The 24,826-nt window shown below is 35.5% G+C and carries 20 protein-coding genes; 15 read left to right on the top strand and 5 right to left on the bottom strand.

Going from position 1 to position 24,826, the window contains the following annotated elements; translation table 11 throughout:
* Complete coding sequence (locus MTT30_RS05905; RefSeq protein ID WP_103560421.1) at positions 1-741, bottom strand: sulfite exporter TauE/SafE family protein; 741 nt, start codon at positions 739-741, stop codon at positions 1-3.
* 152 nt (positions 742-893) lie between these two features.
* On the opposite strand from MTT30_RS05905, the gene MTT30_RS05900 reads away from it, so the two are divergent.
* Positions 894-2,165: an anthranilate synthase component I family protein gene (locus tag MTT30_RS05900; RefSeq protein ID WP_429801314.1), complete on the top strand. Its 1,272-nt coding sequence runs from the start codon at positions 894-896 to the stop codon at positions 2,163-2,165.
* Here the strand turns inward: MTT30_RS05900 and MTT30_RS05895 are convergent.
* From MTT30_RS05895 to MTT30_RS05880, 4 genes are read right to left on the bottom strand one after another with little or no spacing between them, the layout of a single operon-like run.
* Positions 2,162-5,032, bottom strand: a complete 2,871-nt coding sequence (locus MTT30_RS05895; RefSeq protein ID WP_429801313.1) for a hypothetical protein — start codon at positions 5,030-5,032, stop codon at positions 2,162-2,164. The two genes, MTT30_RS05900 and MTT30_RS05895, sit on opposite strands and share 4 nt — an antisense overlap.
* Positions 5,022-5,777 (bottom strand): hypothetical protein, encoded by a 756-nt coding sequence (locus MTT30_RS05890; RefSeq protein WP_087586232.1) that lies wholly within the window; start codon positions 5,775-5,777, stop codon positions 5,022-5,024. The genes MTT30_RS05895 and MTT30_RS05890 overlap by 11 nt, the downstream gene beginning before the upstream one ends.
* A complete protein-coding gene (gene uvrC / locus MTT30_RS05885) occupies positions 5,774-7,591 on the bottom strand; it encodes an excinuclease ABC subunit UvrC (protein ID WP_429801312.1) in 1,818 nt (605 codons plus the stop codon). The genes MTT30_RS05890 and uvrC overlap by 4 nt, the downstream gene beginning before the upstream one ends.
* The gene (locus MTT30_RS05880; RefSeq protein ID WP_429801311.1) at positions 7,585-8,037 is read right to left on the bottom strand and encodes a hypothetical protein; all 453 of its coding nucleotides are present in this window, start codon (positions 8,035-8,037) and stop codon (positions 7,585-7,587) included. The genes uvrC and MTT30_RS05880 overlap by 7 nt, the downstream gene beginning before the upstream one ends.
* Positions 8,038-8,067: 30 nt before the next feature.
* Here MTT30_RS05880 and MTT30_RS05875 point away from each other — a divergent pair, with 30 nt between their 5' ends.
* The 14 genes from MTT30_RS05875 (at position 8,068) to MTT30_RS05810 (ending at position 24,780) form a co-directional block, all read left to right on the top strand.
* Positions 8,068-8,235, top strand: coding sequence for a hypothetical protein (locus MTT30_RS05875; RefSeq protein WP_180371745.1), 168 nt, complete (start codon positions 8,068-8,070; stop codon positions 8,233-8,235).
* A 115-nt stretch (positions 8,236-8,350) separates the two neighbouring features.
* Positions 8,351-9,739 (top strand): sodium:proton antiporter NhaD, encoded by a 1,389-nt coding sequence (gene nhaD / locus MTT30_RS05870; protein WP_429801310.1) that lies wholly within the window; start codon positions 8,351-8,353, stop codon positions 9,737-9,739.
* Positions 9,740-9,749: 10 nt separating this feature from the next.
* Positions 9,750-11,282 carry a glutamine-hydrolyzing GMP synthase gene (guaA, locus tag MTT30_RS05865; RefSeq protein ID WP_103580499.1) on the top strand — a complete coding sequence of 511 codons (1,533 nt, stop codon included), beginning with the start codon at positions 9,750-9,752 and terminating at the stop codon, positions 11,280-11,282.
* A gap of 20 nt (positions 11,283-11,302) precedes the next feature.
* Positions 11,303-12,226 (top strand): HamA C-terminal domain-containing protein, encoded by a 924-nt coding sequence (locus tag MTT30_RS05860; RefSeq protein WP_429801309.1) that lies wholly within the window; start codon positions 11,303-11,305, stop codon positions 12,224-12,226.
* Complete coding sequence (locus tag MTT30_RS05855) at positions 12,226-14,295, top strand: DEAD/DEAH box helicase (RefSeq protein WP_429801308.1); 2,070 nt, start codon at positions 12,226-12,228, stop codon at positions 14,293-14,295. The genes MTT30_RS05860 and MTT30_RS05855 overlap by 1 nt, the downstream gene beginning before the upstream one ends.
* Before the next feature lie 104 nt (positions 14,296-14,399).
* Entirely contained in the window at positions 14,400-15,044 is a 645-nt protein-coding gene (locus MTT30_RS05850) for a cupin domain-containing protein (RefSeq protein WP_103560414.1), read from the top strand.
* A 113-nt stretch (positions 15,045-15,157) separates the two neighbouring features.
* Entirely contained in the window at positions 15,158-16,318 is a 1,161-nt protein-coding gene (locus tag MTT30_RS05845; RefSeq protein WP_429801307.1) for a multidrug effflux MFS transporter, read from the top strand.
* Positions 16,311-16,949 (top strand): uroporphyrinogen-III synthase, encoded by a 639-nt coding sequence (locus MTT30_RS05840; protein ID WP_429801306.1) that lies wholly within the window; start codon positions 16,311-16,313, stop codon positions 16,947-16,949. The genes MTT30_RS05845 and MTT30_RS05840 overlap by 8 nt, the downstream gene beginning before the upstream one ends.
* Positions 16,950-17,181: 232 nt before the next feature.
* A complete protein-coding gene (gene purD / locus MTT30_RS05835) occupies positions 17,182-18,426 on the top strand; it encodes a phosphoribosylamine--glycine ligase (RefSeq protein WP_429801305.1) in 1,245 nt (414 codons plus the stop codon).
* Complete coding sequence (locus tag MTT30_RS05830) at positions 18,423-18,872, top strand: RDD family protein (protein WP_054197002.1); 450 nt, start codon at positions 18,423-18,425, stop codon at positions 18,870-18,872. The genes purD and MTT30_RS05830 overlap by 4 nt, the downstream gene beginning before the upstream one ends.
* Positions 18,865-21,024: an LPS-assembly protein LptD gene (locus MTT30_RS05825; protein ID WP_429801304.1), complete on the top strand. Its 2,160-nt coding sequence runs from the start codon at positions 18,865-18,867 to the stop codon at positions 21,022-21,024. The genes MTT30_RS05830 and MTT30_RS05825 overlap by 8 nt, the downstream gene beginning before the upstream one ends.
* The gene (locus tag MTT30_RS05820; RefSeq protein WP_021091548.1) at positions 21,025-21,723 is read left to right on the top strand and encodes a hypothetical protein; all 699 of its coding nucleotides are present in this window, start codon (positions 21,025-21,027) and stop codon (positions 21,721-21,723) included.
* Positions 21,713-23,911 (top strand): polyribonucleotide nucleotidyltransferase, encoded by a 2,199-nt coding sequence (locus tag MTT30_RS05815; RefSeq protein WP_107776377.1) that lies wholly within the window; start codon positions 21,713-21,715, stop codon positions 23,909-23,911. The genes MTT30_RS05820 and MTT30_RS05815 overlap by 11 nt, the downstream gene beginning before the upstream one ends.
* A 17-nt stretch (positions 23,912-23,928) precedes the next feature.
* Positions 23,929-24,780: a universal stress protein gene (locus MTT30_RS05810; RefSeq protein WP_021091781.1), complete on the top strand. Its 852-nt coding sequence runs from the start codon at positions 23,929-23,931 to the stop codon at positions 24,778-24,780.
* Positions 24,781-24,826: the final 46 nt, after the last annotated feature.

The raw sequence follows: 24,826 nt of genomic DNA, 5'->3' as shown, positions 1-24,826 counted from the left end.
TTAGCCAAATATCATATCTTTTAAGATTAGAATAATCATTGCTATATAAAAGAGTAAAAACCATTTTTTAAGTGCTTTTTTATCCATAGCTTGTGTCTTTTTGGTGCCAAAGTATGCACCTATTAGCGAGCCAAGCCCTAGGAATGTACCCTCCAAATAAGAGATGTGGCCGTTTAAAGATAGTGAGATAAAGCCTGAAATGGCTGCGAACATCACAAAAAACACTCCCATTGAAACGGCTTTTTTCATATCATAGCGCAAAAAGCCAACTAAAATAGGAGCTATAAAAACCCCACCGCCTATGCCTATACTAATGGCAAGTGCACCTATACAAAAACCAACTAGAAATAGTAAAAATACGGAGTTGTTCGCATTTGTACCGTCGCTATTTGGTGTGAAGTATAGTTTTATGAGTGAAAAGATAAAAGTTGCAAGCAAGAGTAGTTCGAGTAAGAGCTCGGGCGTGTGAGATACGATTATGCCACTAAAGCTAGCTCCGACCAATCCTCCAAGACCTAAAAATACGCCACGATTTAGCTTTAAAAGTCCAGCTTTGTAGTTTAGATACGAGCCAAAAGTCGCACTAAATATCATTTGCATAACACTTATGCCAATAGCGGTTTTTATGTCATACCCAAAGGCGACCATTATAGGAACAACGACTGTGCCGCCACCGATGCCAAAAAAGCCAGCGATATATCCAACACCGATACCAATTATAAAAAGTTCAACAAAAAGCATAAATTTCCTTTTACGAGTGCCAAATTTTAGCCAAGCGGTGTTAAAAAAATAGTAAAAAGGTGAAATTTGGGCATAAATTTAGAAATTTGATAAAAATTTTAAAAACTAAAAGCGAACTTTTTTTATAATCATCAAAAATTTAAAGGAAAAAAATGCTCTTAGAACAACCATTGTTTTATTATGAAGTGATTAAAGAAAAATTTAAAAATAGCTACCTAGCTGAGGATAAGACGCAAACGATTATAGGCATTGATTGCGAATACATCGATGAAAAGGATATGGATTTTTATGGGCTTAGAAGTTATTTTGATACAAATCGTAATAAATCATTAGCTCCATTTGCGGGACTTTTTGGTGTTTTTGCATATGACGGCGTGAGATACTTTGAGTATATCGGTGATGAGAAAGCTAAAAAGTATGAATTTCCAAAATTTATCTATGCCGATGCAAAGGCCTATCTGCACTTTGACAAGATGAGTAAAATTTATACATTTTATGGAGATAAGAATAGATATTATGACTTTTTGCTTGATGCGAAAGTTGAATGCAAAAGTAAAGAGCAGAGTAAATTTAGTATAAGAACTGATCTTGGTAAAGAAAAGAAACACTTTGAGGATATGGTTGAATTAGCAAAAGAGTATATAAGAAGTGGCGATGTCTTTCAGGTGGTGCTTGGTGAATTGCTTGAAATTTCAACGAATATGAGTAGTCTAGACTTTTATAAAAAGCTCTCACTTACAAATCCAAGCCCATATATGTTTCATTTTCCTACACCTTACGGCGATGTGGTTGGCTCTTCGCCAGAGCTTGTTTTTGAGATGAAAAGTGAGCAAATTTTTGTGGCACCAATTGCGGGCACAAGGCCTAGAGGAAGTGACGCAAATGTAGATGCAGCACTTGAAAGTGAGCTTTTAAGTGACGAAAAAGAGCTGGCTGAACACAAGATGCTAATCGATCTTGCCAGAAATGACATCGGCAGGGTTTCAGAACCAAAAAGCGTAGCTGTAAAAAATGCTATGCATATCCAAAAATATGAAAAAGTAATTCATATTGTAAGTGATGTCTATGGCAAGTGTGCTAAAGGACTTGATCTTTTTGACGTCTTGGCTAGCATTTTTCCGGCTGGCACACTAAGCGGAGCCCCAAAAATAAGAGCTATGCAGATAATCAATGAGCTTGAAATTTCTGAGCGAAATATCTATGGCGGCGGCATTGGATTTTTACATTTTAATGGCGATGCTCAGGTTGCTATTCTTATTCGATCAGCCATATTTGTGCCAAGTGAAAATGGCTTTAGTGATGTATTTTTGGGGGCTGGAGCTGGTATAGTTTATGACTCAAAGAGCGAAAGAGAATACGCCGAAATTTGCCATAAACGAGCAAGTGTGCTAAATGTATTTAAAAATAACGCAAAAGAGTTTTAAGCGTTAAACTTAATAAATTCATAAGAGCTTTTAGCGTAACTAGTGCCCATAGAATCGATTTGCTCTCTTACTGTAGCTGAAAGCTCTGCTTTTGTGATATTTTTAGCTAGCACTTTTACAAAAGGAAATTTACTTATTTCTTGTGTGCCAAATATCAGCACTCTTGTATCAACCTTTTGGCTTTGTCTTATCTTATCAACAACTCTTGTTAGCTCTTCATAGTTGAAGCCTTTTACGTTTTCATCTATAAGAACGATACCGTAAGTTTTGGTTTTTATTTTTGTTAGTAGCTCATCAAAGCTATTTGTGGTTTCAAGTGTGTTGTAAAATTCTCCTAAAGCTGAGCTAAATATTTTATTTTCCATTGGCGATTTCTTAAATAAAATAATATTTTCGCTTTTTGCTAGATAGCTTTCATCTATTGCAATCTCACCAAAATTTGGTAAAAATTTTCTAAAAATTTGAGCCAGTTCGTCGCTATTTATTGGCGTTTTTATATAGGCATTGAAGTATTCTTTGACACTCTCTCCATCTATATTTGAAGTATTTGAAAGCATTAGTATAATTGGAATTTTTGCATTTTGTATGGCTGCTTTTATAAGATCAAGATTTTTTTGAAGGCTATTTTTTTCAGCTTCGAAAAATTTTGAGCCAACAAATATAAGGTCAAAATCACCTTGCTTTATGGCTTGTTTTAGATCTTTTTTATTGCAAACTCCAACAACTTCACAGTTAAATTTACTAAAACCACTTGCTGTTATATCTATGTAAATTTCGTTAGTATCGCAGATTAAAAATTTTGGTTTATCGTTTAAATTTTTATTTATAATATTAGCTTCGCCTAAGCAAAGTAGCCTTGTAATGCTTAACGGAGTTAGCGGATCTTTAAAAATGAGCGGATTTTTAACATCCTGACCTTGCTTATTGGTGTTTCTTAAAAATATAGCATCATAATTTTTTGTAATAGATGGGCTAGTGCTTGTTAGCATATCCACTTTGAGCCCAAGGTCTTTTATAGTCTGCTCAAAAGCTTCGTTGTAAGCGATATTTACATCTTGCAAGAATGCTAATTTATGATTGCATTTTATATCAAAGTCTTTATAGTTTGATGTTGTTTTAAAAATGACTACAAATTTAAACTCGTTGCCAATACTTGGAAACGAGTTAATCTCCAGCTTGCTTTCTAAATTTTTTAAATAAATTTGAGCGATTTTTAGATAAAACTCGCTTTCATCATTATTTAAGCTATTCTCATCATCTGAAAATATATCTGAAATTTGCTTTTCGCTCATGGCAGCTGAGCTATTTTTTATGCTAAAGCTTACAGAACAAAGTCCACTTCTATCAAACTCTTTTTGAACTTTTTTGATAGCGATGATAATATTTTGATGTCTTAAAGACATTGATAAAGATGCCAAAAAGATAGAGTTAAATGCGGTTTTTAATGAATTTAGATTTCCTTCTAGTTCATTTGTAAGGCTTGGATCAAGATAGCTTATAAAATTTATCTTTTTGCTTTGCGAATAGACGATATTTGCTTGTAAAATTTCTTCAAAGCTTTTTTGAGGATCAAATATCTCAGTTTTATTGCATTCGCTATATTTTTTAACATTTGAGATATTTTTAGCATTGTTATAAAGCGAAGTCATGATATTTGCATTTTTTTCTATCGTGTCTATAAATACTTGCTTTTTGCTATTATTCGTTTCTATTTTTAAAGCCACAGTCGATGTAAAAATTTCTTTATTAATAGACTCTAGCTTCTTGCTCACTGATAAAATATATCTATCTTTTATCTGAAAAAAGCTGCTATCTTTTATATAGGTTTCTTTTAGATCTTCATAAGTTTTTATGAGCTTTGATATCGTATTATCCGCACTTGTCTCTTTTGATGATAGGATATAGTTTGATATGTATTTTGACTTATCGATAAGCACCTTTAAAAATTTCAACCTAGCAGAAATACTAAGCAAAGATAAAATGAGCAAGCCACAAAGCAAAAACTCAAAAAAGGTCTTTATGCCAAAGCTTATTTTCTCGCTCTTAGTAAGTTCTAACAGCTCATTTTTTATGTTTATTGCACTGTCTAATAAAAGTATAAATTTATCATCTTCATACTGTTTTATTAAGATGATATCTTCGATATTTAGCTTTTCAGAAAATGCGATCTTGGCTTTAACTTCTCTTATTTTTCTAGCTTGATAGTTGGCTTCAAACTGGTTAAAGTCTTTGTAAATATTCTCTTTTAGCTCACTTTTTGGAAGCATATCAAGATTTGGTGTGTTGTCCTTTACGGAATATATATTTTCTCTCACATTATTGTTTATTGAAAACAAAGGGCCATTTATGAAGATATTTTTTACGTAGTATTTAGTGTTGTTTGCTAAAGAGAGTTGATTGTAAATTTTACTTAAAGTTACGGCATAAGCTTTTATTATAAGCGGAAAGTCTCGGTCTAAGTCCTGTTTAAAATCGCTATCTATTTCTCCATTTATATTTTGGAAAAATTCGTAAAATAGTTCATCAAATTTATCATTTTGGTTGAGATTTGCTAGCAATTCTTTTAATTTATTTACATTTCGTATCTCAGTGCGATCGTCTTTTCTTATAGAATTTATAAATTTTTGTGTATTTTTTAAAGTGTTATCCTGCAACTTTTTTATATCTTCTTGGCTTTTGCCTATTAGTGTATCGTGCTCTTGTATTACGGATTTTATAGTTTGAAATACTAAGGATTGTTTATATAGTTTTTCATTTAGATCTTTTAGATCTGTAAATTTTTTATAGCTTTCATTTCCACTATATGCGCAAAAGATCGCTGAAATTATTATTGGCGCTAACAATATATAAAATTTATTATTTTTCATGGATACTCTTTTTGCTATATTTTTTGACGATATTTTCTATCTCAATTAGTCTTTTGGTAAAAAGAGACATCTCTTTCATTTTTCCATTTTGATTGTTATCTAAAAAAGCGTTAAGCTCATTTGCAAGGTTATTAAGCTTTAAATTTAATGCAGCTTCTCTTATCTCATCTACGTATTTTTTGAGCATTATCTCGTCTTTTGCGATTATGGCTGATTGGATCTGGATAAGAATTTCTCTTGCGTTGTGCAAAAATATATTTAAATAGGATGCAAAATCTTTTTTATTTAAATTTAGTATTTTAAGCGATGTTTCAAACCAAGAATCATCGATAAGTGATTGTGTCTGTGTATCAAAAAGATACCATGCGTTTAGTTTAAAAACAGGTAGTCTTAATGTAGGTTTTACTTTTACCGCTGCTATTAGATTTTGGTTGTTTATTATGTCTTGCTTCTCTAAAAGCACGATAAAAAATTTCTCACCATTTTTTAAAATGGCATTTTGCAATCTCGCTTCTAGTAAGATCGCGCCACCATCTTTTCTTTTTAAATTTACTCTAGCGCTATTATCTTTCGTATTTTGTAAAAATTCTAAGAAGCTGTAGTTTGTACTTTCCTGGCTTGTTATGACTAGCTCGCTTATATCTTTGTATCGCAACAAAAAGTCATCTAAACTATCAAAACCTAATAGCTCAAGTGAATCTTGCGTTATCGCAGATATTTTTAAATTTTCATCATATATTATCACTTCAAATTTCCTTCTTTGAGTACTGCAAGCTTTTCTGCTACGCTTTTATTTGTTATTTTTGCCACTTCGTCTAAATTCGCTTCGTTGATTTTATCAAAACTTCCGTAAAAGCTGATTAATTTCGCGATACTTCCTTTAGATACGCCAGCTTGCTTTAGAATTGATCTTTGCATATCATTTTTCTGCCTTGTTTTTCTGTGAAAGCTGATGACAAATCTATGGCTTTCGTCACGCATTTTTTGGAAAAACTGAAGCTTTTTATCGCTCGTGCTTAGGCTAAAGCTGCCATTTTTTGTGTAAATTTTATCTTTCGCCTCGCCTTTTGCACGGTGAGCTTTGGCATCGATCTTCTCTTTTGAAATGGCTATCACATCTACGTTTGCGCCACTGCTTGCTAAAATTTCACAGGCTAAGTTTAAAAGCACTTCGCCCCCGTCAATCACCCAAAGATCAGGCGGGCTAAGCTTGTCAAATCTAAGCGCTCTGGCTGTCAAACTCTCTTTCATCTGATCGTAGTCGTTTTTGGAGTTTAAGTGCATGTGGCGGTAGTTTTGCTTTGCCCACTCGCCATGCTCGTAGCGCACCATCGCTCCGACACTTGCCTCGCCAAAAAGGTGTGAGTTGTCGTAAGCCTCGACCACGTAAGGCGTGTGAGCTAGGTCAAAGTACTCTTTTATCTCGTTTAATAGCACGTTATCGTGCGTTTTTAGATATTTTTCGATGCTAACTTCAGCGTTTTTTGTAGCGATCTCACAAATTTTACGCTTATCGCCAATTTTAGGGCAAGTGATGCTAAATTTACGCCCAAATCTCTCGTTTAAAATTTCCTCCACCAGCTCGCTATCTTCAAAACTCTCATGCACATAAATTTTGGTGCTAATTATAGGCTGACCAGCTATGAAGCTTTTTAAAATAGCCTGCTTATAAGCTTCGTTTATCTCGTCTTTTTGGGCGTTTTTGGCCTGCGTGATGTCAGTTTTTACGCCAGTTATCTTGCCACTTTGCACGCTAAATCTCACCGCACAGATCATATCGTGCACGCAAGCGACCGAGTAGGCCTCAAAGTCCTCAAGTTTAGCAAGATCAACTTCAACCTTTGTTTGCATATTTTTAAGTGTTTGTATCTTATCTCTAGTTACGGCTGCTTGCTCGTAGTCTTCGGCCTTGGCGTAGTTTAGCATGAGCTCTTCAAGGCGAGTTATAAGTAAATTTGGATTTTGTAAGGCCATGATAGCCTCACTTACGATCTTAGCGTAGCTCTCTTTTGAAATTTTGCCTTCACACGGGGCATAGCAGCGTTTTAGCTGATAAAAAAGGCAGGCTTTTTTGCCTTTAATGCAGGATTTTTTCTGAACAAGATTAAAATTTAGATAAAGTGCCTCAAGTAGCTCGCTAGCTCCACTAAAATATGGCCCAAAATAGCGGATATTAGAGCCTTTTACCACTTTTCTAGTGATCTCAAATCTTGGAAAATCATCATTTAAATTTATAAAAATATAAGGGTAGGTCTTGTCGTCACGAAGCAAGATGTTGTATTTTGGCTTAAGCTGCTTGATGAAAGAATTTTCAAGTATGAGCGCGTCTGCTTCGCTTGGAGTGACGATGTATTCAAGATGCACAGCCTCGCTTATCATCTTAGAAATTCTTGGGCTTAGTTTTTCAGCCGGAGCTAGGCTTGGGGTAAATTTAAAGTAGCTTTTGACCCTATTTTTTAAAATTTTGGCCTTGCCGACATATAAGAGTCTATTTTGCGCGTCAAAATACTGATATACGCCAGGCTCGTTTGGAAGTGTTCTAATCTCGTCTATTAGCATCTTGCCTGCTCATTTTTCTTGAGCAAAATTTCTCTTAGCTCTTCAAATTTTTGGTGTATTTGCTCGTCTTTTGCTAAATTTTTAAACTCACCCTTGCTTGCTGGTATTATGAAATTTGACCTTTGCGTAGGTTGTGGTGTGAAAAATTTTAAAAACTTGCTCACGACAAATCTTATATTTTCTTCTTTCTTGTTTTTTGCATAATTGATTTCGTTAATAGGTTTTGGAGTAAGAATGCTGTTAAAAACGCTATTTTTATTAAATTTGCAAAAGGTTTTTAATAACCTTTTTATATCATTTATACTACTATCACGCCTAAGCTCTAAAAGCCCAGTGGGATGAGTAAGAACAAAGGTCAAAACACCTTCTCTAACGTAGCAAAAAGCTATATAAAATCGTTTTGCTTTCCCCATAAGCTCTAAAAGCTGTTGGCACTCATTTGCCATGCTTAATTTTTCTTTATACAAAGGATTTTCGTGAATAGTATTTATCAAAAATTTAGCGTTTTTCATGGGCTTATCTTATCATCTTTTATTTTAATTTTTACTCTTTTTGCATTTAGCGGTTGTGGCTATAAAGATGATCCATTTTATGGAGACGCTCCCGTAAAAGAAAAGAAAACTGACAAGATAAACAAAATCTAGTAAAATTTTCGTATTTAAATAAAAATGTAATGTAAGCTTAATAATTTTAACTAACCTAATTTTTAGGCTCATTTAAGTAATATACCAAGATTTTTTATTTTACAAGGAGAGTATAATGAGGTTTTTCGGACTTCTAGGCTTGTTTTTCGCGATGGCTTTTGGTGCTGATGGAGAAACCGCAGCTATTGACTTAACTACTACATGGGTAGGAATTTTATCGCTTATAATTTTTGTTGTTGGATATTTTTTCATAGCAGCAGAAGAAAATTTCCATATCGATAAGGCAAAACCTGCTATATTTATCGGTACGTTTATGTTCCTACTTATCGGCGTTTATATGCTTATAAATGGCATGGATGTGCATTCGCTTGAACATGAGGTAAATCACCTGATTTTAGAGATCGCTCAGATCGTATTTTTCTTGATGGTGGCGATGACTTTTATCGAAGCACTTATAGAAAGAGACGTATTTAATGCACTTAAATATAATCTCGTATCAAAAGGCTATACTTATAGAAAGCTGTTTTGGCTAACTGGTATTTTGGCATTTTTCATAAGCCCAGTAGCTGATAACCTAACAACAGCGCTTATTCTTTCAACCGTTCTTCTAACAATAGATAGAAATAATACAAATTTCCTAGTAGCTGGTGCGATAAACATCGTCGTTGCAGCAAATGCAGGTGGAGCATGGAGTCCATTTGGCGATATCACTACGCTTATGGCTTGGGCTGCTGGAAAAGCGCCGTTTGTCGATTTTTTCGCACTTTTCCCAGCATCTATCATAGGTTGGTTTGTAACGGCATTTTTACTTTCTCGCGTGGTGCCAAGTACCGCACCGCATTTTGACGTAGCAAACGAGCCAAAAGTGGTTATGAAAAAGGGCGGTAAAGCGGTTATCTTTATAGGCGCATTTACTATCTTTTGTGCTGTTATGATGCATCAGCTTTTCCACTTGCCAGCGATGTGGGGCATGATGTTTGGCTTCTCGCTACTTAGTCTTTATACATACTATTTCAAAAAAGCTCACAAAAATGAAGAGCCAATGCATGTATTTCACTATATGTCAAAGATCGAAAACAACACACTATTTTTCTTCTTTGGAATTTTAGCTGCGGTTGGTGCTCTTCATTTTGCTGGATTTTTAAATTACGCTGTATCACTTTATGATAAATTTGGCTCAACTGCTGTAAATATTGGCGTTGGCTTCCTTTCAGCGATCGTTGATAACGTCCCTGTTATGTCAGCTGTCTTAAAAGCAAATCCAGCAATGGGAGCTGATGCAGGCGAGGCAATGAGTCAGTGGCTATTAGTGACACTAACTGCTGGTATCGGTGGTTCGATGATCAGCTTTGGTTCAGCAGCTGGTGTTGGAGTAATGGGTAAATTAAAAGGAATTTATACCTTTGGTGCACATATGAAATACGCTTGGATGGTGGTTCTAGGATATATCGTATCGATCATTGTTTGGTATGTGCAGTTTGAAATTTTTCATATCTATTTTTAAAAGGTTATAAATGAACAATACGATTATAGTTTTGGATTTTGGTTCGCAATACACTCAGCTAATAGCTAGAAGGCTAAGAGAAGAGGGCGTCTACACTGAAATTTTGCCATTTAATGCAAAGCTTAGTGAGATAAAGGCGAAAGAGCCAAAAGGTATCATTTTAAGTGGCGGTCCAGCTAGTGTTTATGCTAAAGATGCTTATTTTTGCGATAACGGCGTCTTTGAGTTAAACATCCCTATACTTGGCGTTTGCTACGGCATGCAGCTACTTGCTCACACACATGGGGCTGAGGTTTTAGCGGCTGATCAAAAAGAGTATGGCAAGGCCGAGCTTAACGTTATTAAAGAGCATGAGCTATTTAAAGATACACCTTCAAAACAAATCGTATGGATGAGTCATAGCGACTATGTAAAGGACTTGCCAGAGGGCTTTGAAGTGATCGCTGTTAGTGAGAATTCACCTTATTGTGCTTTTGGCGATGATAAACGTAAATTTTATGCGATACAGTTCCACGCAGAGGTACAACACAGCGAATACGGCACGCAAATTCTAAAGAATTTCGCTAAATATATCTGCGGCTGCGAGAGTACATGGAACATGGGAAGCTTCGCTAAAAATAAGATAGAAGAGATAAGAAAAACAGTAGGCACTCACAAGGTACTTTGTGCAGTTAGTGGTGGTGTGGATAGCTCCGTGACTGCGGCACTTTTAGCAGCTGCTGTACCTGAAAATTTGATCCTTGTTTTTGTAGATAACGGACTTCTTAGAACAAATGAAAGAGAACAGGTTGAGGCTACTTTTAGAACAAAGCTTGGTGTTGAGCTAGTTAGCATAGACGCGAGTGAGACCTTTCTTGGACGCTTAGCTGGTGTGGTTGATCCTGAGAAAAAACGTAAGATTATAGGCGAGACATTTATAGAAATTTTTGAGCAAGAGGCTAAAAAGCATGGTGATGTGAAATTTCTAGCTCAAGGCACTCTTTATACTGATATCATCGAAAGCTCCGTAGTTGGCTCAAGCAAGACGATAAAGAGCCACCACAACGTTGGAGGTTTGCCTGATTGGATGACATTTGAGCTAATAGAGCCGCTAAGAGAAATTTTTAAAGACGAGGTTAGAAAGCTAGGACTTGAGCTTGGACTAAGCCGTGATCTAGTCTTCCGTCATCCTTTCCCAGGACCGGGCCTTGCTATTCGCATCATGGGTGAGGTAAATAAACCAAGTTTAGAACTACTTCGAAAAGCTGATGTGATCTTGCGCGATGAGCTAAAGAGTACTGGCTGGTATAACAAAACTTGGCAGGCATTCTGCGTACTTTTAAATGTAAATTCTGTTGGTGTTATGGGGGATAACCGCACTTATGAAAACGCTGTTTGCGTGCGTGTGGTCGATGCGAGCGATGGCATGACTGCAAGCTTCTCAAGACTCCCTTATGATTTACTTGAAAATGTAAGCCGACGCATTATAAACGAGGTAAACGGCATAAACCGCGTAGTTTACGACATCTCGAGCAAACCGCCTGCAACTATTGAGTGGGAGTGAAATTTGGTCAGGCTTAAATTTTGAACTATCTAACAAATAAGTATGAGTATGAAAGTATTCGAACGTATTGCTTTCATATCATTTTTGATATAAACGATGAAGGATGGGTATATCAAAAAATAGATGAGTGGAATGAGGAAATTTTTAATGAAATTCCATTCTTTGCACTCGGTAAAAAAAGAGCTTTAGAGATTTCATCGGAATTTGGTCCTAGAAAAGCTACTAGGGACGGTATGGATTTGCTTTATAAAGTTAAAGAGATTAAAGAAGCTAACGAATATTTCATATCGGCAGATAAGGATGTAGAAGATAGATATTTAAAGCGTGGCGAATTTGGAGAGCTTATACTATATTATTTACTGGAAAGACAATTTAATAAACCACAACTTATATCCAAAATATATTTTAAAGATAGTCCAAGCGGAATGGTTCATGGTTTTGATGCGGTTCATTATGACAAAGAGAAGAATGAACTCTGGATAGGTGAGAGTAAATTTTATAAAAGCCTATCAAATGCATTACAGGATCTGGCTAATGATTTATTTGAGCATTTTAATGTTAATTTTTTTGATTCTGAATTTGCAATCATCAATAATAGATTAAGTGATTATTATGACGATAAAGAAGTGAGTGATGAAATAAGAGAATTAATTAAATCTAGTACTTTTATACAAAGACTATCAAATATAAATGCTTGCTTTTTTGCACTATTTGATAGTAAAATTTTAGACAATTTTAAATTTAATGATTCAGGAAATACGCATAACGATTTTAAAGATATATTGGAGAAATTTGCAAAAGATACTAGAAAAAAATTTGATCAAAAAATTAAAGATTTTGGCAATAAAGATAGACTTAAAATAAATTTATTTTTATTTCCAGTAGAAAGTAAATTTAGGCTAGTAAAGCAGCTACACGAAAAATTAAAAAAAGAGCAGAATTAATGTTTGAAATTTTAGATTTGTCAGATTTAAATAAGAGTTTTAAAATAGCCAAAGAAATTTCGGACAATGAAGATATGGATAGCCTGATCTTGGTCTTAGAAAACTGGAAGTACGTTAATGAAAATATAAGACCTGTTTTTATTGATTTAATTGAAAGTTTTGGTTTTTATCCATATTTAAAAGATAAAAATGAATTGCTTAATACTGCTGCATTAGTTAGGTGCGAGTACCACAAATCTAAATTTATAAACGATTTTGAAAATAATAGAGTAGCGTTTCACTACTGGCAGAAGGTATTAGAGGAAAAAATCTCAAATAGACAAAATTTACTTATCTCCGCACCTACTAGTTTTGGTAAAAGCTTACTAATACAAGAATTTGTAGCAAGAAAAAAATATAGCAATATATTAATTATTCAGCCGACATTGGCACTAATTGATGAAACTAGAAAAAAACTCCAAAATTATCAAGATTTTTATAATATCGTGGTTAATACAAGCCAGGATATAAATGAAACAAACAACTTGTTTATTTTAACCAGTGAGCGAGTTTTAGATATTTTACCCAAAATTAACAATATAGATTTATTTATAGTTGATGAATTTTATAAAATATCAAACCATAAACACGACGATAGAGTCAGCCAATTAAACATTGCATTTTACAAAGTAATGTTTAGAAATCCGCAATTAATATTATTGACTCCATCGATAGATAGCGTTGATAATGATTTTATTAAAAAATATAGTCTAAATTTCTTTAAAACGGAGTATTCATTAGTAAGACAAGAATTGGAAAAAATAAGCTGTAGTTCCAAGGAAGAAAGGAAAATGAAGCTGTTTGAGCTATTAAATAGTTTAAGTGAGCCTACTATAGTTTATGTTAAATCCCCTACTCAAGCAGAAGAATTGTCAAATGAATTTATTAGAGATAATAAAAAAGGCACAGAAAATACTTTCCCAATTTTTGAATGGATTGATGAAAACGTTTCCGTAAAATGGAATTTAAAAAAATACTTACAAAAAGGTATAGGTTTACATAACGGTCAATATCCTAGACATATTGTTAATGCTCAACTCGACTATTTTAATAACAATAAAATAAATATATTATTTGCAACTACCTCATTAATAGAGGGTGTAAACACTGTCGCAAAAAACATTATCATATATGATATGCGCAAAGGCACAAGCAAGCTGACTTATTTTGATTTTAATAATATCAAGGGGCGTGCTGGAAGAATGATGAAATACTATACTGGAAAAGTATATTGTTTTGATGATCCTCCAAGGCAAGAGATGGAAAATATAGATGTTCCCATAGTTACTCAAGATGATAGTCTGCAGAGTGAAATTTTAATTAATCTAAATAATGAAGATATAAAAGACCAAAAGAGAAGAATATATGAAGAATTAATTAAAGATTTACCTGCAGATTTATTGCAAATTTTTAAATCGAACTATTATAGTATTGAAAAGCAAAAGCACCTTTATAATTGCTTAAAGGGTAGAAAAAAGATATTGAATCAATTGAGCTGGGATGCACCAATTCCTACTTATAAAACATTATCTCGTACATTATGCATAGTAGATCATTTATTGGAAGGCAATAAAGGAGATAGTTATAAATTCTTAGCTCAAAAATGCCATCAAATAATCCGGAGTGAAAATTTGCACTCTATTATAAGTAATGAGATTAAGTATCAGCGTACGCTAGATGCCAATCGAGGTAAGAATGAAGAAAGTATCATTAACTTATCGGTTTCAAAAGTATTTGGTTTTATCAGAAATCAAGCCAAATTCGAAATACCTAAAAGGCTTAGTGTATTAGAAAGTATTGTAAATTATCTCAATGGCAAACAAGCCGCTAATTATTCTGCATTTATTTCTATTCTGGAACATGAAGGGGTGGATAATAAGTTAAGTATACTTTTAGATTTTGGAGTTCCCGCCTCCACGTTAAAAAAGTTTAAAGATATGCCCAATAACAATATTATTGAATATGTGAAAAAGAATTTTGAAAAAATAGATTTAAGTAGTTATGAAGTTGACATACTAAAGAAATTATGATTTGTTTTTTTATTATTGGCTTTTCAAAAATAGATAATCCTTATCAACAAATCGTTCGAAAATTTTCACTACAATGACGTGTAAAATTTACGAAAGGAAGAAAAATGAGTAAAATTTACAATCTAAACGCCGATACGAAAGTCGTCGCAAAAAGCGTCGTTAGTAAGAGAATTTTTGATTGCGAGAACGCTCATGTCGATGTATTTGCTTTTGATACTGGCGAGGAGCTAGATCATGAGATGCTGTTTTGCGATAGCCTCGCATGGGTTGTAGAAGGCGGTGCTAGCCTATACTACGGCGAAAAGCAGATGCATATAGGCAATGAGCAAGCTTGCCTGATAGAGAAAAAAGTGTGGCGCAAGCTAGTTTTTAACGAACCAACGAAATATATTTCAATTGATTTTAAGGAGGATTTAATGATAGATCATTTACCTAAGGCAGCTATTTTTAGCTTAGTTGATGCAGTCGAATACGAAAAAGGCAAAATCGTGAGCAAAACGCTTGTAAAGAACGAAAACGGCTCAATGTCATTACTTAGTTTTGACACAGACCAAGAGCTCTCAACTCACGCAGCTCCAGGCGATGCACTACTTATCGCACTTGATGGCGAGATGAAGCTAACTATTGGTGATGAACATTTTGATATCAAAAAAGGCGATACCATCGTGCTTCCAGGCAAAATACCACACGGATTAAAGATAAAAGATAAATTTAAAATGCTCTTAATCGTCACTAAAGACAAAATGTAATACCAAGCCCTATCTTTAGGGCTTTTATATTTTATATATCACGTTAAATTTACCCTTAATAACCCAAAAAGCAAAGTCATAATATAATCTCTTTTAAAATTTAAAGAAAAACTATGAAAAAAGAAAATTCCAAGCTATTTTTATTGCTATTTTTAGGTGCCCTCTCTGCATTTGGACCATTTGTTACAGATCTTTATTTGCCAGCACTTCCGGCTATTACCGAGTGGTTTAAAACAAGTGTCACAGCTACGCAATTAACGATCACGACATCGATGGCAGGCTTAGCCATAGGTCAGCTCATAGTTGGCCCAATAAGTGATAAATTTGGCCGAAAACTGCCCCTTACCATCTCGCTCATCGTCTATACGATAAGTACGATTTTTATATTTTTTGCGCAAAATATCCAGTTTTTTATCTTTATGAGAATTATTCAAGGGCTTGCAAGTGCCGGTAGTTTGGTTATTTCAAGGGCTGTTGTTAGTGATCTTTATAAGGGCCATGAAATGACTAAATTTTTTAGCCTTATGATGGTCGTAAATGGTCTAGCCCCGATACTTTCACCAATTGGTGGCAGCTTGCTACTTAAATTTACCGACTGGCGCGGCATCTTTATGGCGCTAACTATCATTGGTATTTTGCTTTTTATCGCAAATTTTTATTTCAAAGAGAGCTTGAGTCAGTCAAATCGCTTAAAAATGCCTTTGCTAGTGACTTATAGTGTTTTTGGCAAAATTTTAAGAAAGAAAAAATTTATGCTTTTCGTAAGCATTCAGACATTTGCGATGGGCGCAATGTTTGCCTATATAGCGTCATCTTCGTTTATCTTTCAAGAATTTTATTCTCTAAGTCCAGTAAGCTATAGCTTTTGTTTTGCTTCAAATGGTTTAGGACTTGTTATAGGAGCAAGGCTTGCTAGTCTTTTAAATGAGAGAAAAGCACTTAAAACCGGGCTTTTTGGCACCTTATTTGCTAGCATTTTTATTGCTTTCATGCTTTGCTTTAAATTTGAAGTGATCGGCGTCATTATCGCATTTTTCTTATTACTTCTTTTTACAGGATTTGTCTTGCCAACTGCTTCATCGCTAGCTATGAACGAAGGCAGAGAATACGCGGGCTCAGCCTCAGCGATACTTGGATTTTGCCCATTTTTCTTAGGCGGCGTCGTTTCTCCGCTAGTTGGGCTTGGCGATATATTTTATTCGACTTCTATTGTTATTTTATCCTGCACATTACTTGCTTTGATGTCTTTTTTAAGGTTAAAAAGAGTTGCGTAAAATTTATCTTATTTCAAATACAAAAACGACTGATGAGAGCGTTGTAAATTTAAGTGTTAGCAAGATCGAGTTTTTAAAATTTGAATTAAATTTAAGCGACTATGATGTGCTGGTAGCCACTTCTAAAAATGCTTTTAATGCATTAAAATTTAATGGCATTTCGCCTATAAATTTGCCAGTCTTTGCCATTGCAAATAGTTGTGCGTCGGCCGCAAGAGAGTTTGGATTTAGCGAAATTTATACCGGAAAGAACGCTCACGGAGACGACTTTGCAAGAGAAATTTTGCCACTTTTAAAAGGTAAAAATGTTCTTTATCTAAAGGGTAAAGATAGTGCTTCAAATTTCTTAGAAATTTTGCAAAATGGCGGAGTAAATATAAAAGCGATTGTCGCCTATGAAAATGTCTTAAATCCTTGCAAAATGGAGCTAAAACCACCAAAAAATAGTATCTTGATCTTTGCTTCTCCGCTAAATGTCAAAAATTTTCTTAGTAATTTTGGCTGGGATGAGAGCTATCAAGCGATAAGCATTGGAAAGGTCACTGCAAAAGAGCTAAAATTTACCGAGCCAATAGTAAGCCAAAGTCAAGATATAAACGCCTGTATCGCGCTTGCCAAAACATTACTTTAAGCAAAGAATTTATATAATTTTATTGCCTGAGTGAAGCGAGTCAGCATTTTACGGGGTCCAACACTTTTTTGTTAGCGAAAAGGTATGGGTGCCTTGTGATGTGGCTTCGTTTGAGTCTGAAAAGGCGAGAAGTTGCAACCGTTTGGTATCCATCTATTTGCAAGATTGGCTTTGTTTATGGGCCACTCTTCTATGCGACGCCCACTCGGGTTTTTAAATTTACGGAGATGAAATGAATATTCTCATAATAGGAAGTGGCGGCCGCGAATACGCCATTGCTCTAAAACTAAAAAACGAAAAAAATATAAATTTATACTTTGCGCCGGGAAATGGTGCGACCTCACGCCTTGGCGAGAATTTAAATATAAAAGACTTTCATAAACTAGCTGAATTTGCTAAAAAAAATAGTATCGAGCTAACTATCGTGGGACCTGAAGCACCTCTTAGCGAAGGCGTAGTGGATATCTTTAAAAAAGAGGGTTTGCTCATCTTTGGACCAAACAAGGCAGCTGCTAGACTTGAAGCCAGCAAGGCCTATATGAAAGACTTTTTAGCTAGAAATAACATAAAAACCGCAAGATATTTAAACACAGATGATAAAGAAAAAGCATTTAAATTTATTGATACCTTAAGCGCGCCGATGGTCGTAAAGGCAGATGGTCTTTGTGCTGGAAAAGGCGTTATAATCGCAAACTCTAAAGAGGAGGCCAAAGAGGCAGTTAGTGACATGCTAAGTGGAGCTAGCTTTGGTGATGCTGGTAAATTTGTGGTAGTTGAAGAGTTTTTGGACGGCTTTGAGCTAAGTTTTTTTGCTATTTGCGACGGCGAAAATTTTGTAAGTTTGCCAGTGGCACAAGACCACAAAAGATTACTTGATAATGATGAAGGTCCAAATACTGGCGGCATGGGTGCTTATGCTCCAAGTCCGCTTGCTTCAAAAGAGCTGATAAAAAGAGTCGAAGAAGAGGTTGTAAAGCCAACTTTAAAAGGGATGAAAAACGAGGGCAGTCCGTTTTGTGGAGTGCTTTTTGTGGGGCTAATGATCGTGAAAAATGAGCCTTATGTGCTTGAGTTTAACGTGAGATTTGGCGATCCTGAATGCGAGGTCTTGATGCCATTAATTGACGGAAATTTAAGCGAAATTTTACTAAATGCCGCAAAGGGCGAGCTAAAGCCTATTAGTTTAAAAGATGAATTTGCAGTTGGTGTTGTGATGGCTAGTAAGGACTATCCGTATAAAAGTAGTCCAAAAGCTAAAATTTCAGTTTTAAATGATGCAAAAGATGCCTACATCGCTTATGCTGGTGTTAGTGAGCAAGATGGAGAAATTTATGCAGATGGTGGCAGAGTATTAGTCTGCGTGGCTACTGCGAAGAGTATAAAAGAGGCACGTGATAGAGCTTATGAGCTTTGCGAAAATGTAAAATTTGACGGAGCACATTATAGAAAAGATATTGCCTGGCAGGCATTAAAATGAGTATGCAGATAGTTGAAAAACTTGAAAAAGAAGAAATTTCGCTAGCGCCATTTTCAAAAAGAGTGCTAGCTTACTCAATTGATGAATGTATTGTTTCTTTTTTGTTTTTGATCATTTACTGGGATGCCTTTTTGTCGGTTATGAGCTATGATGAAGCCAGAAATTTGACTTTAAATTTCTTTTGGCAAATAGTCGCACTAAAGATTATTTATCATACATTTTTTGTTTGGTATTATGGCGCGAGTCTTGGGCAAATGCTAACAAAGACGATGTGCATTAATGTAGAAATTTTAGATAGACCAAATTTTATTTCAAGCCTAGTAAGAGCGATTTTTAGGTTAGTTAGTGAAGCTTGTTTTTATCTTGGTTTTGCATGGGCTTTTGCAAATCCAGCTAGGCAAACTTGGCAAGACAAAATAGCAAAAACAGTGGTGATAAATGCGTAAAATTTTATTTTTAGTTCCGATTTGTATTTTAAATCTAAGTGCAGCTGTGCAAGATGTGCAGCTTCTGGCTGATGATGTAAAGCAAGATAAAGGCATCGTAACAGCAAACAAAAACGTCGTTGTATATTCACAAGATTACCTTGTGACAGCTGATTGTGCAGTTTATGATCAAAATAATTCGATTATAGAGCTTTTTGGAAATGTCAATATGATGAAGGGCAAGAGTGAAGTCTCTCGCTCAAACTATGCAAAGCTAAATTTAAAAAATAATGACACTGCTTTTGAATCGCTTTTTATGATGAATAAAGACATGGAAGTGTGGATGAGAAGCGATGAGAGCAGCTCTGACAGTGAGTACTATAGAGTAAAAAAAGCGATGGTTTCAAGCTGTAATGTCCAAGATCCTGACTGGAGTATCACTTCAAGCTCAGCTATGCTAAATAAACAAAGCAAATTTTTGCACCTTTTTAACCCAGTCTTTCGTATAGCTAATGTGCCAGTTTTTTATTTGCCATATTTTGGTTTTTCAACAGATACCACAAGAAGAACAGGTCTTTTGCCACCTGAGCTTGGATACGGAAAATCTGAAGGTTTTTATTACAAACAGCCGATTTATTTTGCACCTTATAATGGGTGGGACTTTGAGCTTGATCCTCAGATAAGAACAAACAGAGGTGCTGGAATTTATGGTGCGTTTAGATTTACTGAGTCGCCTGATTCAAGGGGCGAAATCAGCTTTGGCTCATTTACTGATAAAAACAGCTACCAAGCCAAGCAAAAAGGAGAGACTTCAAATAAGGCCGAACTAAAAAATAAAACACATAAAGGCATTGGACTAAAATACGAAAGAGATAAGCTTATAAGATACCTTAGTGAAGCGGATTTACAAGAGGGAATTTGGATAGACGCAACGAAGCTAAATGATATAGATTATTTAAATTTAAAGGGCAGGGATGATGATTATGATTCGCTTGTAACTTCTAAATTTAACTACTTCATCGCAAACGACGATCATTATTTTGGTGCTTATGCAAAATACTACATAGATACTGAAAAAATTGGCTCAAAAAATGAGAACAAAGACACGCTTCAAGAGCTTCCGTCGCTTCAGTATCATAAATTTACAGATGATATTGTCTTGCCAAATATCTTATACTCGCTCGATCTTCAGTCACATAGATATGATAGAAAGATAGGCGTTAGAGCGACTCAGTATGAATTTACGCTCCCAGCTTCAGTGCATGTGCCACTGCTTGATGATAGCTTAACATTTTCATTTTACGAGTATCTATACGCATCAAGAATAAATTACGAGAATAAGATAAATTCATTTGATGATAAAAGAGAAGATAAGCATACAAATTTTGTAAATAATTACCATAAATTTGCCCTTCACACTGACCTTGCAAAAGCGTATGAAAGCTTTTATCACACTCTAAATTTTGGAGCTGAATACCTACTGCCAGGCTATAGAAAAGGAAATTTAGATGATGAGTTTATCTATGATAAAAATTTAAATGAGTATGAAAATTTCTTGGCTCAAGGGCAGAGCAAAGAAGAAATTTCTGGTTATTTGACGCAGTATTTCTTTAACTCTAATGGTAGAAAGATTATAAAACATAGTATTTCTCAAGGATATTACACAAAAGAAGATGAATATTCGAATTTAAAAAATGCTATCTATCTATATCCATTTGAAAATTTAAGCCTTTATAATAAGCTTGAGTATTCACACAAGAGCAAAGAGCTTAAAAAGATACAAAGCGGACTTTCATACACAAATGATCTATTCTGGCTAAATATGCTTCACACCATGAAGAAAAATGATAGCAAAATAAAAAATAGTGCGACAAAAGATAGCTATTTTACAAGTGGTCTTGGAGTAAAATTACCTCATCAATACAGCCTTATTGGCGGCTGGCAATATGATATTGAGCGAAGCTACACAAAAAGCTGGAGAGTTGGTGTGCTTCATCAAAGAAAATGCTGGAATTACGGGATAATTTATCAACAAGATGTCGAGCCAACAACAACAATAAACGGCTCAGCATCAACTAGAAAAAATGGTATCTATTTTACGATAAATTTCTATCCAATGGGCGGTTTGCACTATGACTTTTCACAAAGTAGTACAAAATCGAGTGCCAACTAAATGATAACGGCTAAATTTAAGGATCAATTAGAAGCAGCTAGCAAGCTAATTGAAATTTTGCCAAAAAAAGAGCTTGTAGATAAAAAGACGATAGTTGTTTGTATGTCGCTTGAGTCAGTTATACTCACAGATGCAGTTTGTAGAAGCTTAAATTTAAGCTACGAGATGCTCTTTAGCGAGCCAATACCTGCGCCAAATAATAGCGAATGCGACGTTGCAATAGTTAGCGAGACAGAAGATATAGTATTAAATGATAAACTTATAAAGGCTTTTAATATAAGCTATGACTATATTTACGGCGAAGCACATAGAAAATATGAAGAGAAAATTTTAAAAAACGTTTATAAATACCGAAAAGGAAATTTGATAGGAGAGCTAAAAGATAAAAATATTTTACTAATCGATGAGGGGTGCGAGACTGGTATGACGGCACTCATTTGCATAAAGACGTTGCTTGATGTGAAGGTAAAATCCATCTCATACGCAACGCCAGTGATTGCTACTGATGTCTTTACAAATTTAAATGATATGGTTGATGAAATTTACACGATAAACAAGATCGTTGATTTTATCGATGTGGATTCGTATTACGAGAAAAAGATCGAAGCTACGAGTGAGCGTATCATGTCAATATTAGAAGAGAGCCCTTATTATTTGCCGTTACAAAAACAACAAGGAGATAAAAATAATGCAATATAGTATAGAAGTCAATAATCAGGTTGAAATTTTTGACCTTAATAAAGTAGCAAAACAAGCTAGCGGAGCAGTGCTTTTAAGGGTGAAAAATACCGTCGTTTTAGCAACTGTTGCAAGAGAGGACACGCAAGTTGAGGAGGATTTTTTACCTCTAACGGTGCAGTATATCGAAAAAGCTTACGCCGCTGGTAAAATTCCTGGCGGTTACGTTAAGCGCGAGACAAAGCCAGGCGACTTTGAAACGCTAACAGCTCGCATCATCGATAGATCTCTTAGACCACTTTTTCCAAAAGGTTACGCATATCCAACTCAAATCGTTGTAATGGTGCTATCAGCTGATCCTGAGGTTGATTTGCAAGTCGTAAGTCTAAATGCAGCCTCAGTTGCACTATATCTTAGTGATATTCCGGTAAATCGCCCAGTTTGTGGCGTGAGAGTTGGCTACATAGATGAAAAATTTGTGATCAACCCAAGCAACTCTGAACTAAAACAAAGTGCGATAGATCTATACGTGGCTGGCACAAAAGACGAGCTTTTGATGATCGAGATGAGAAGCTTGCCTCAACAAACTACGCAGCTCATTCCAATGGTTGCGATTGAGCCGATGATAGATCCGAGCTTAAGTGACAGCATGGCTCAAAAACAGCTAATGAATGAATTTAGCGAAGATATGATGGTTGAAGCGATTGATTTTGCTGGTAAGGCGATATTAAGAGCTAGCAGTGCCTACGAAGAAGCTTTCAAAGAGCATAAGAAAGAGGACGCTGCGCTTGAGCTAAAACCTGAGATAGAAAATGAAAATATCGCTATTTACATCGATAAATTTTATAAAGCTGAAGTCAAAAATGCTATCAATCAAATGGCAAAAAGCGAGCGCGCAAGCGAACTTAGCAAGATCGCAAAACAAATTTCAAGCGATGAGGTCGCTCAAAAAGAGGGCTGGGACGAGTCTGTCATCACAAATGTCCTTGGCAAATATAAAAAGAAAATCGTAAGAGAACAGATCATAAACGAGGGCGTAAGGGCCGATGGACGCGGTCTTGAAGAGGTTAGGCCTATTAGTATCGAAACAAATGTGCTTCCAAATGCACATGGCTCATGCCTCTTTACAAGAGGGCAGACACAGGCTCTAGTTGTCACTACTCTTGGCACTGATAGCGACGCTCAAATGTATGACATCCTCACTGAAAAAGTACCTTTTGTAGAGAAATTTATGTTTAACTACAACTTCCCAGGCTTTAGCGTAGGTGAGGCAAGCCCACTAAAAGCTCCTGGTAGACGCGAGCTTGGACATGGAAATTTAGCCAAACGTGCCCTTGCGCCAAGTATCGATCTAGCTTCACCATACACAATAAGAGTTGTTTCAGAAATTTTAGAGAGTAATGGCTCAAGCTCGATGGCTAGCGTTTGCGGTGGCTCGCTCGCACTTAGAGCAGCTGGCGTAAATACTTTAAAACTTGTCGCAGGTGTCGCTATGGGATTAATATTTGAAGGCGATAAGCATGCAGTGCTAACAGATATCATGGGACTTGAAGATCATGACGGCGATATGGACTTTAAAGTAGCGGGCACAAGCGATGGTATCACGGCACTTCAGATGGATATTAAGCTTGGTGGCATTAGTTTAGAAGTGCTAAAAGAGGCACTTTATCAAGCAAAACGTGGTAGAGAGCATATCTTATCTTTGATGGCAGAAGCGGATAAAAATATAGAAATAAATGAAGATGTGCTTCCAAAGCTTGAATTATTTAGTGTCGATCCAAGCAAGATCGTAGATATCATCGGACAAGCTGGCAAGACCATAAAAGAGATCATTGAGAAATTTGAAGTTTCAATCGATCTTGATAGAGAAAAAGGCGAGGTGAAAATCGCAGGTGGTGCAAAGAAAAATGTCGATGCTGCAAAAGATTACATCATCTCTATCACTTCAAAAGACAATGGACGTTCATTTGGCAAAAAGCCGTTTAAACACGACAAAGAGCGTTCAAAACCAAATTTTAATATCGGTGATGAGTTTTTAGGAACCGTAAAGAGTGTGGTTGATTTTGGTGTATTTATCGAGCTAAAAGATGGCATTGATGGCTTGCTTCATATCTCAAAGATAAAAACTCCATTAAATGTAGGCGATCAGGTCAAAGTGTGTGTGAGCGAGCAAAAAGGAAATAAAATTTCGCTCTCTTTGGTTGAATAAATTTTAAAGGACAGATGATGAAATACAAAAAGTTGCTTTTTCCAATAGGAGCTGGAGACGATATCGAGCCAAGAATTTATGGTGCCCTAAAGGTTGCTCAGTGGTTTAACACACATATGGAAATTATGACTTGTCAGCTTGATCCAAGTGTAGTTTATAATATGAAAATGACGCTTCGTGGAGGAGTGCTTTTTGAAGAATTTCTAAAATCAGCTAAATCTGAACTAGCTGTCGAGCATGAAGAGAATGAGAAAATTTTTAATAAAATTTGTGCTGAGCTTGGCATAAAAGTAACTAGTGAAATCATTGAAGATGTTTGCACCGCAAATTTTACTATTCACAGTGGCAAAAGAAGCGCGATAGTGGAGCAAGAGAGTAAATTTTGCGATCTAGTGGTGGCTGCTGTGCCACTTGATGGAAAGATCACTGGAACATTTGAGTCAGCTGTTTTAAAAAGCGGTAAAAATGCGATTGTAATCCCTAGAAAAATGCGTGAGTTTAAAGCTGATAATATCCTTGTTAGCTGGACTGGCACGACACAAAGCTCAAGGGCATTAACAGGCTCGATCGATCTTTTAAAAAAGGCAAAAAAGGTTCAGTGCATTACCTCAAAAGCAAGTCTTGGCGATAATGCTGAACTAAATCTTAAAAAGCTTGAAGAGTACTTCAAAATTCATGGCATATCAGCCACTTTTGAAGTGATCGCTACTACGATGATACCTGGCGAAGCACTTTTAAAAGCAGCTATTGATAGAAACGCTGATCTAATCGTTGCTAGCAGATATGGTGAAAATGGTCTTATGGAAATGGTGCTTGGTGGCACTTCAAGATTTTTCTTAGAACACACAAATATCCCAGTTTATTTATAATGGATTGCGGCTTAGTCCGCGATCTAATTCTTTTTCACTTTATAGA

This window comes from Campylobacter concisus, assembly GCF_050447445.1.
In the GTDB taxonomy this organism is placed as follows: Bacteria; Campylobacterota; Campylobacteria; order Campylobacterales; family Campylobacteraceae; genus Campylobacter_A; species Campylobacter_A concisus_BI.
This window is presented reverse-complemented; position numbering and strand designations above follow the sequence as displayed.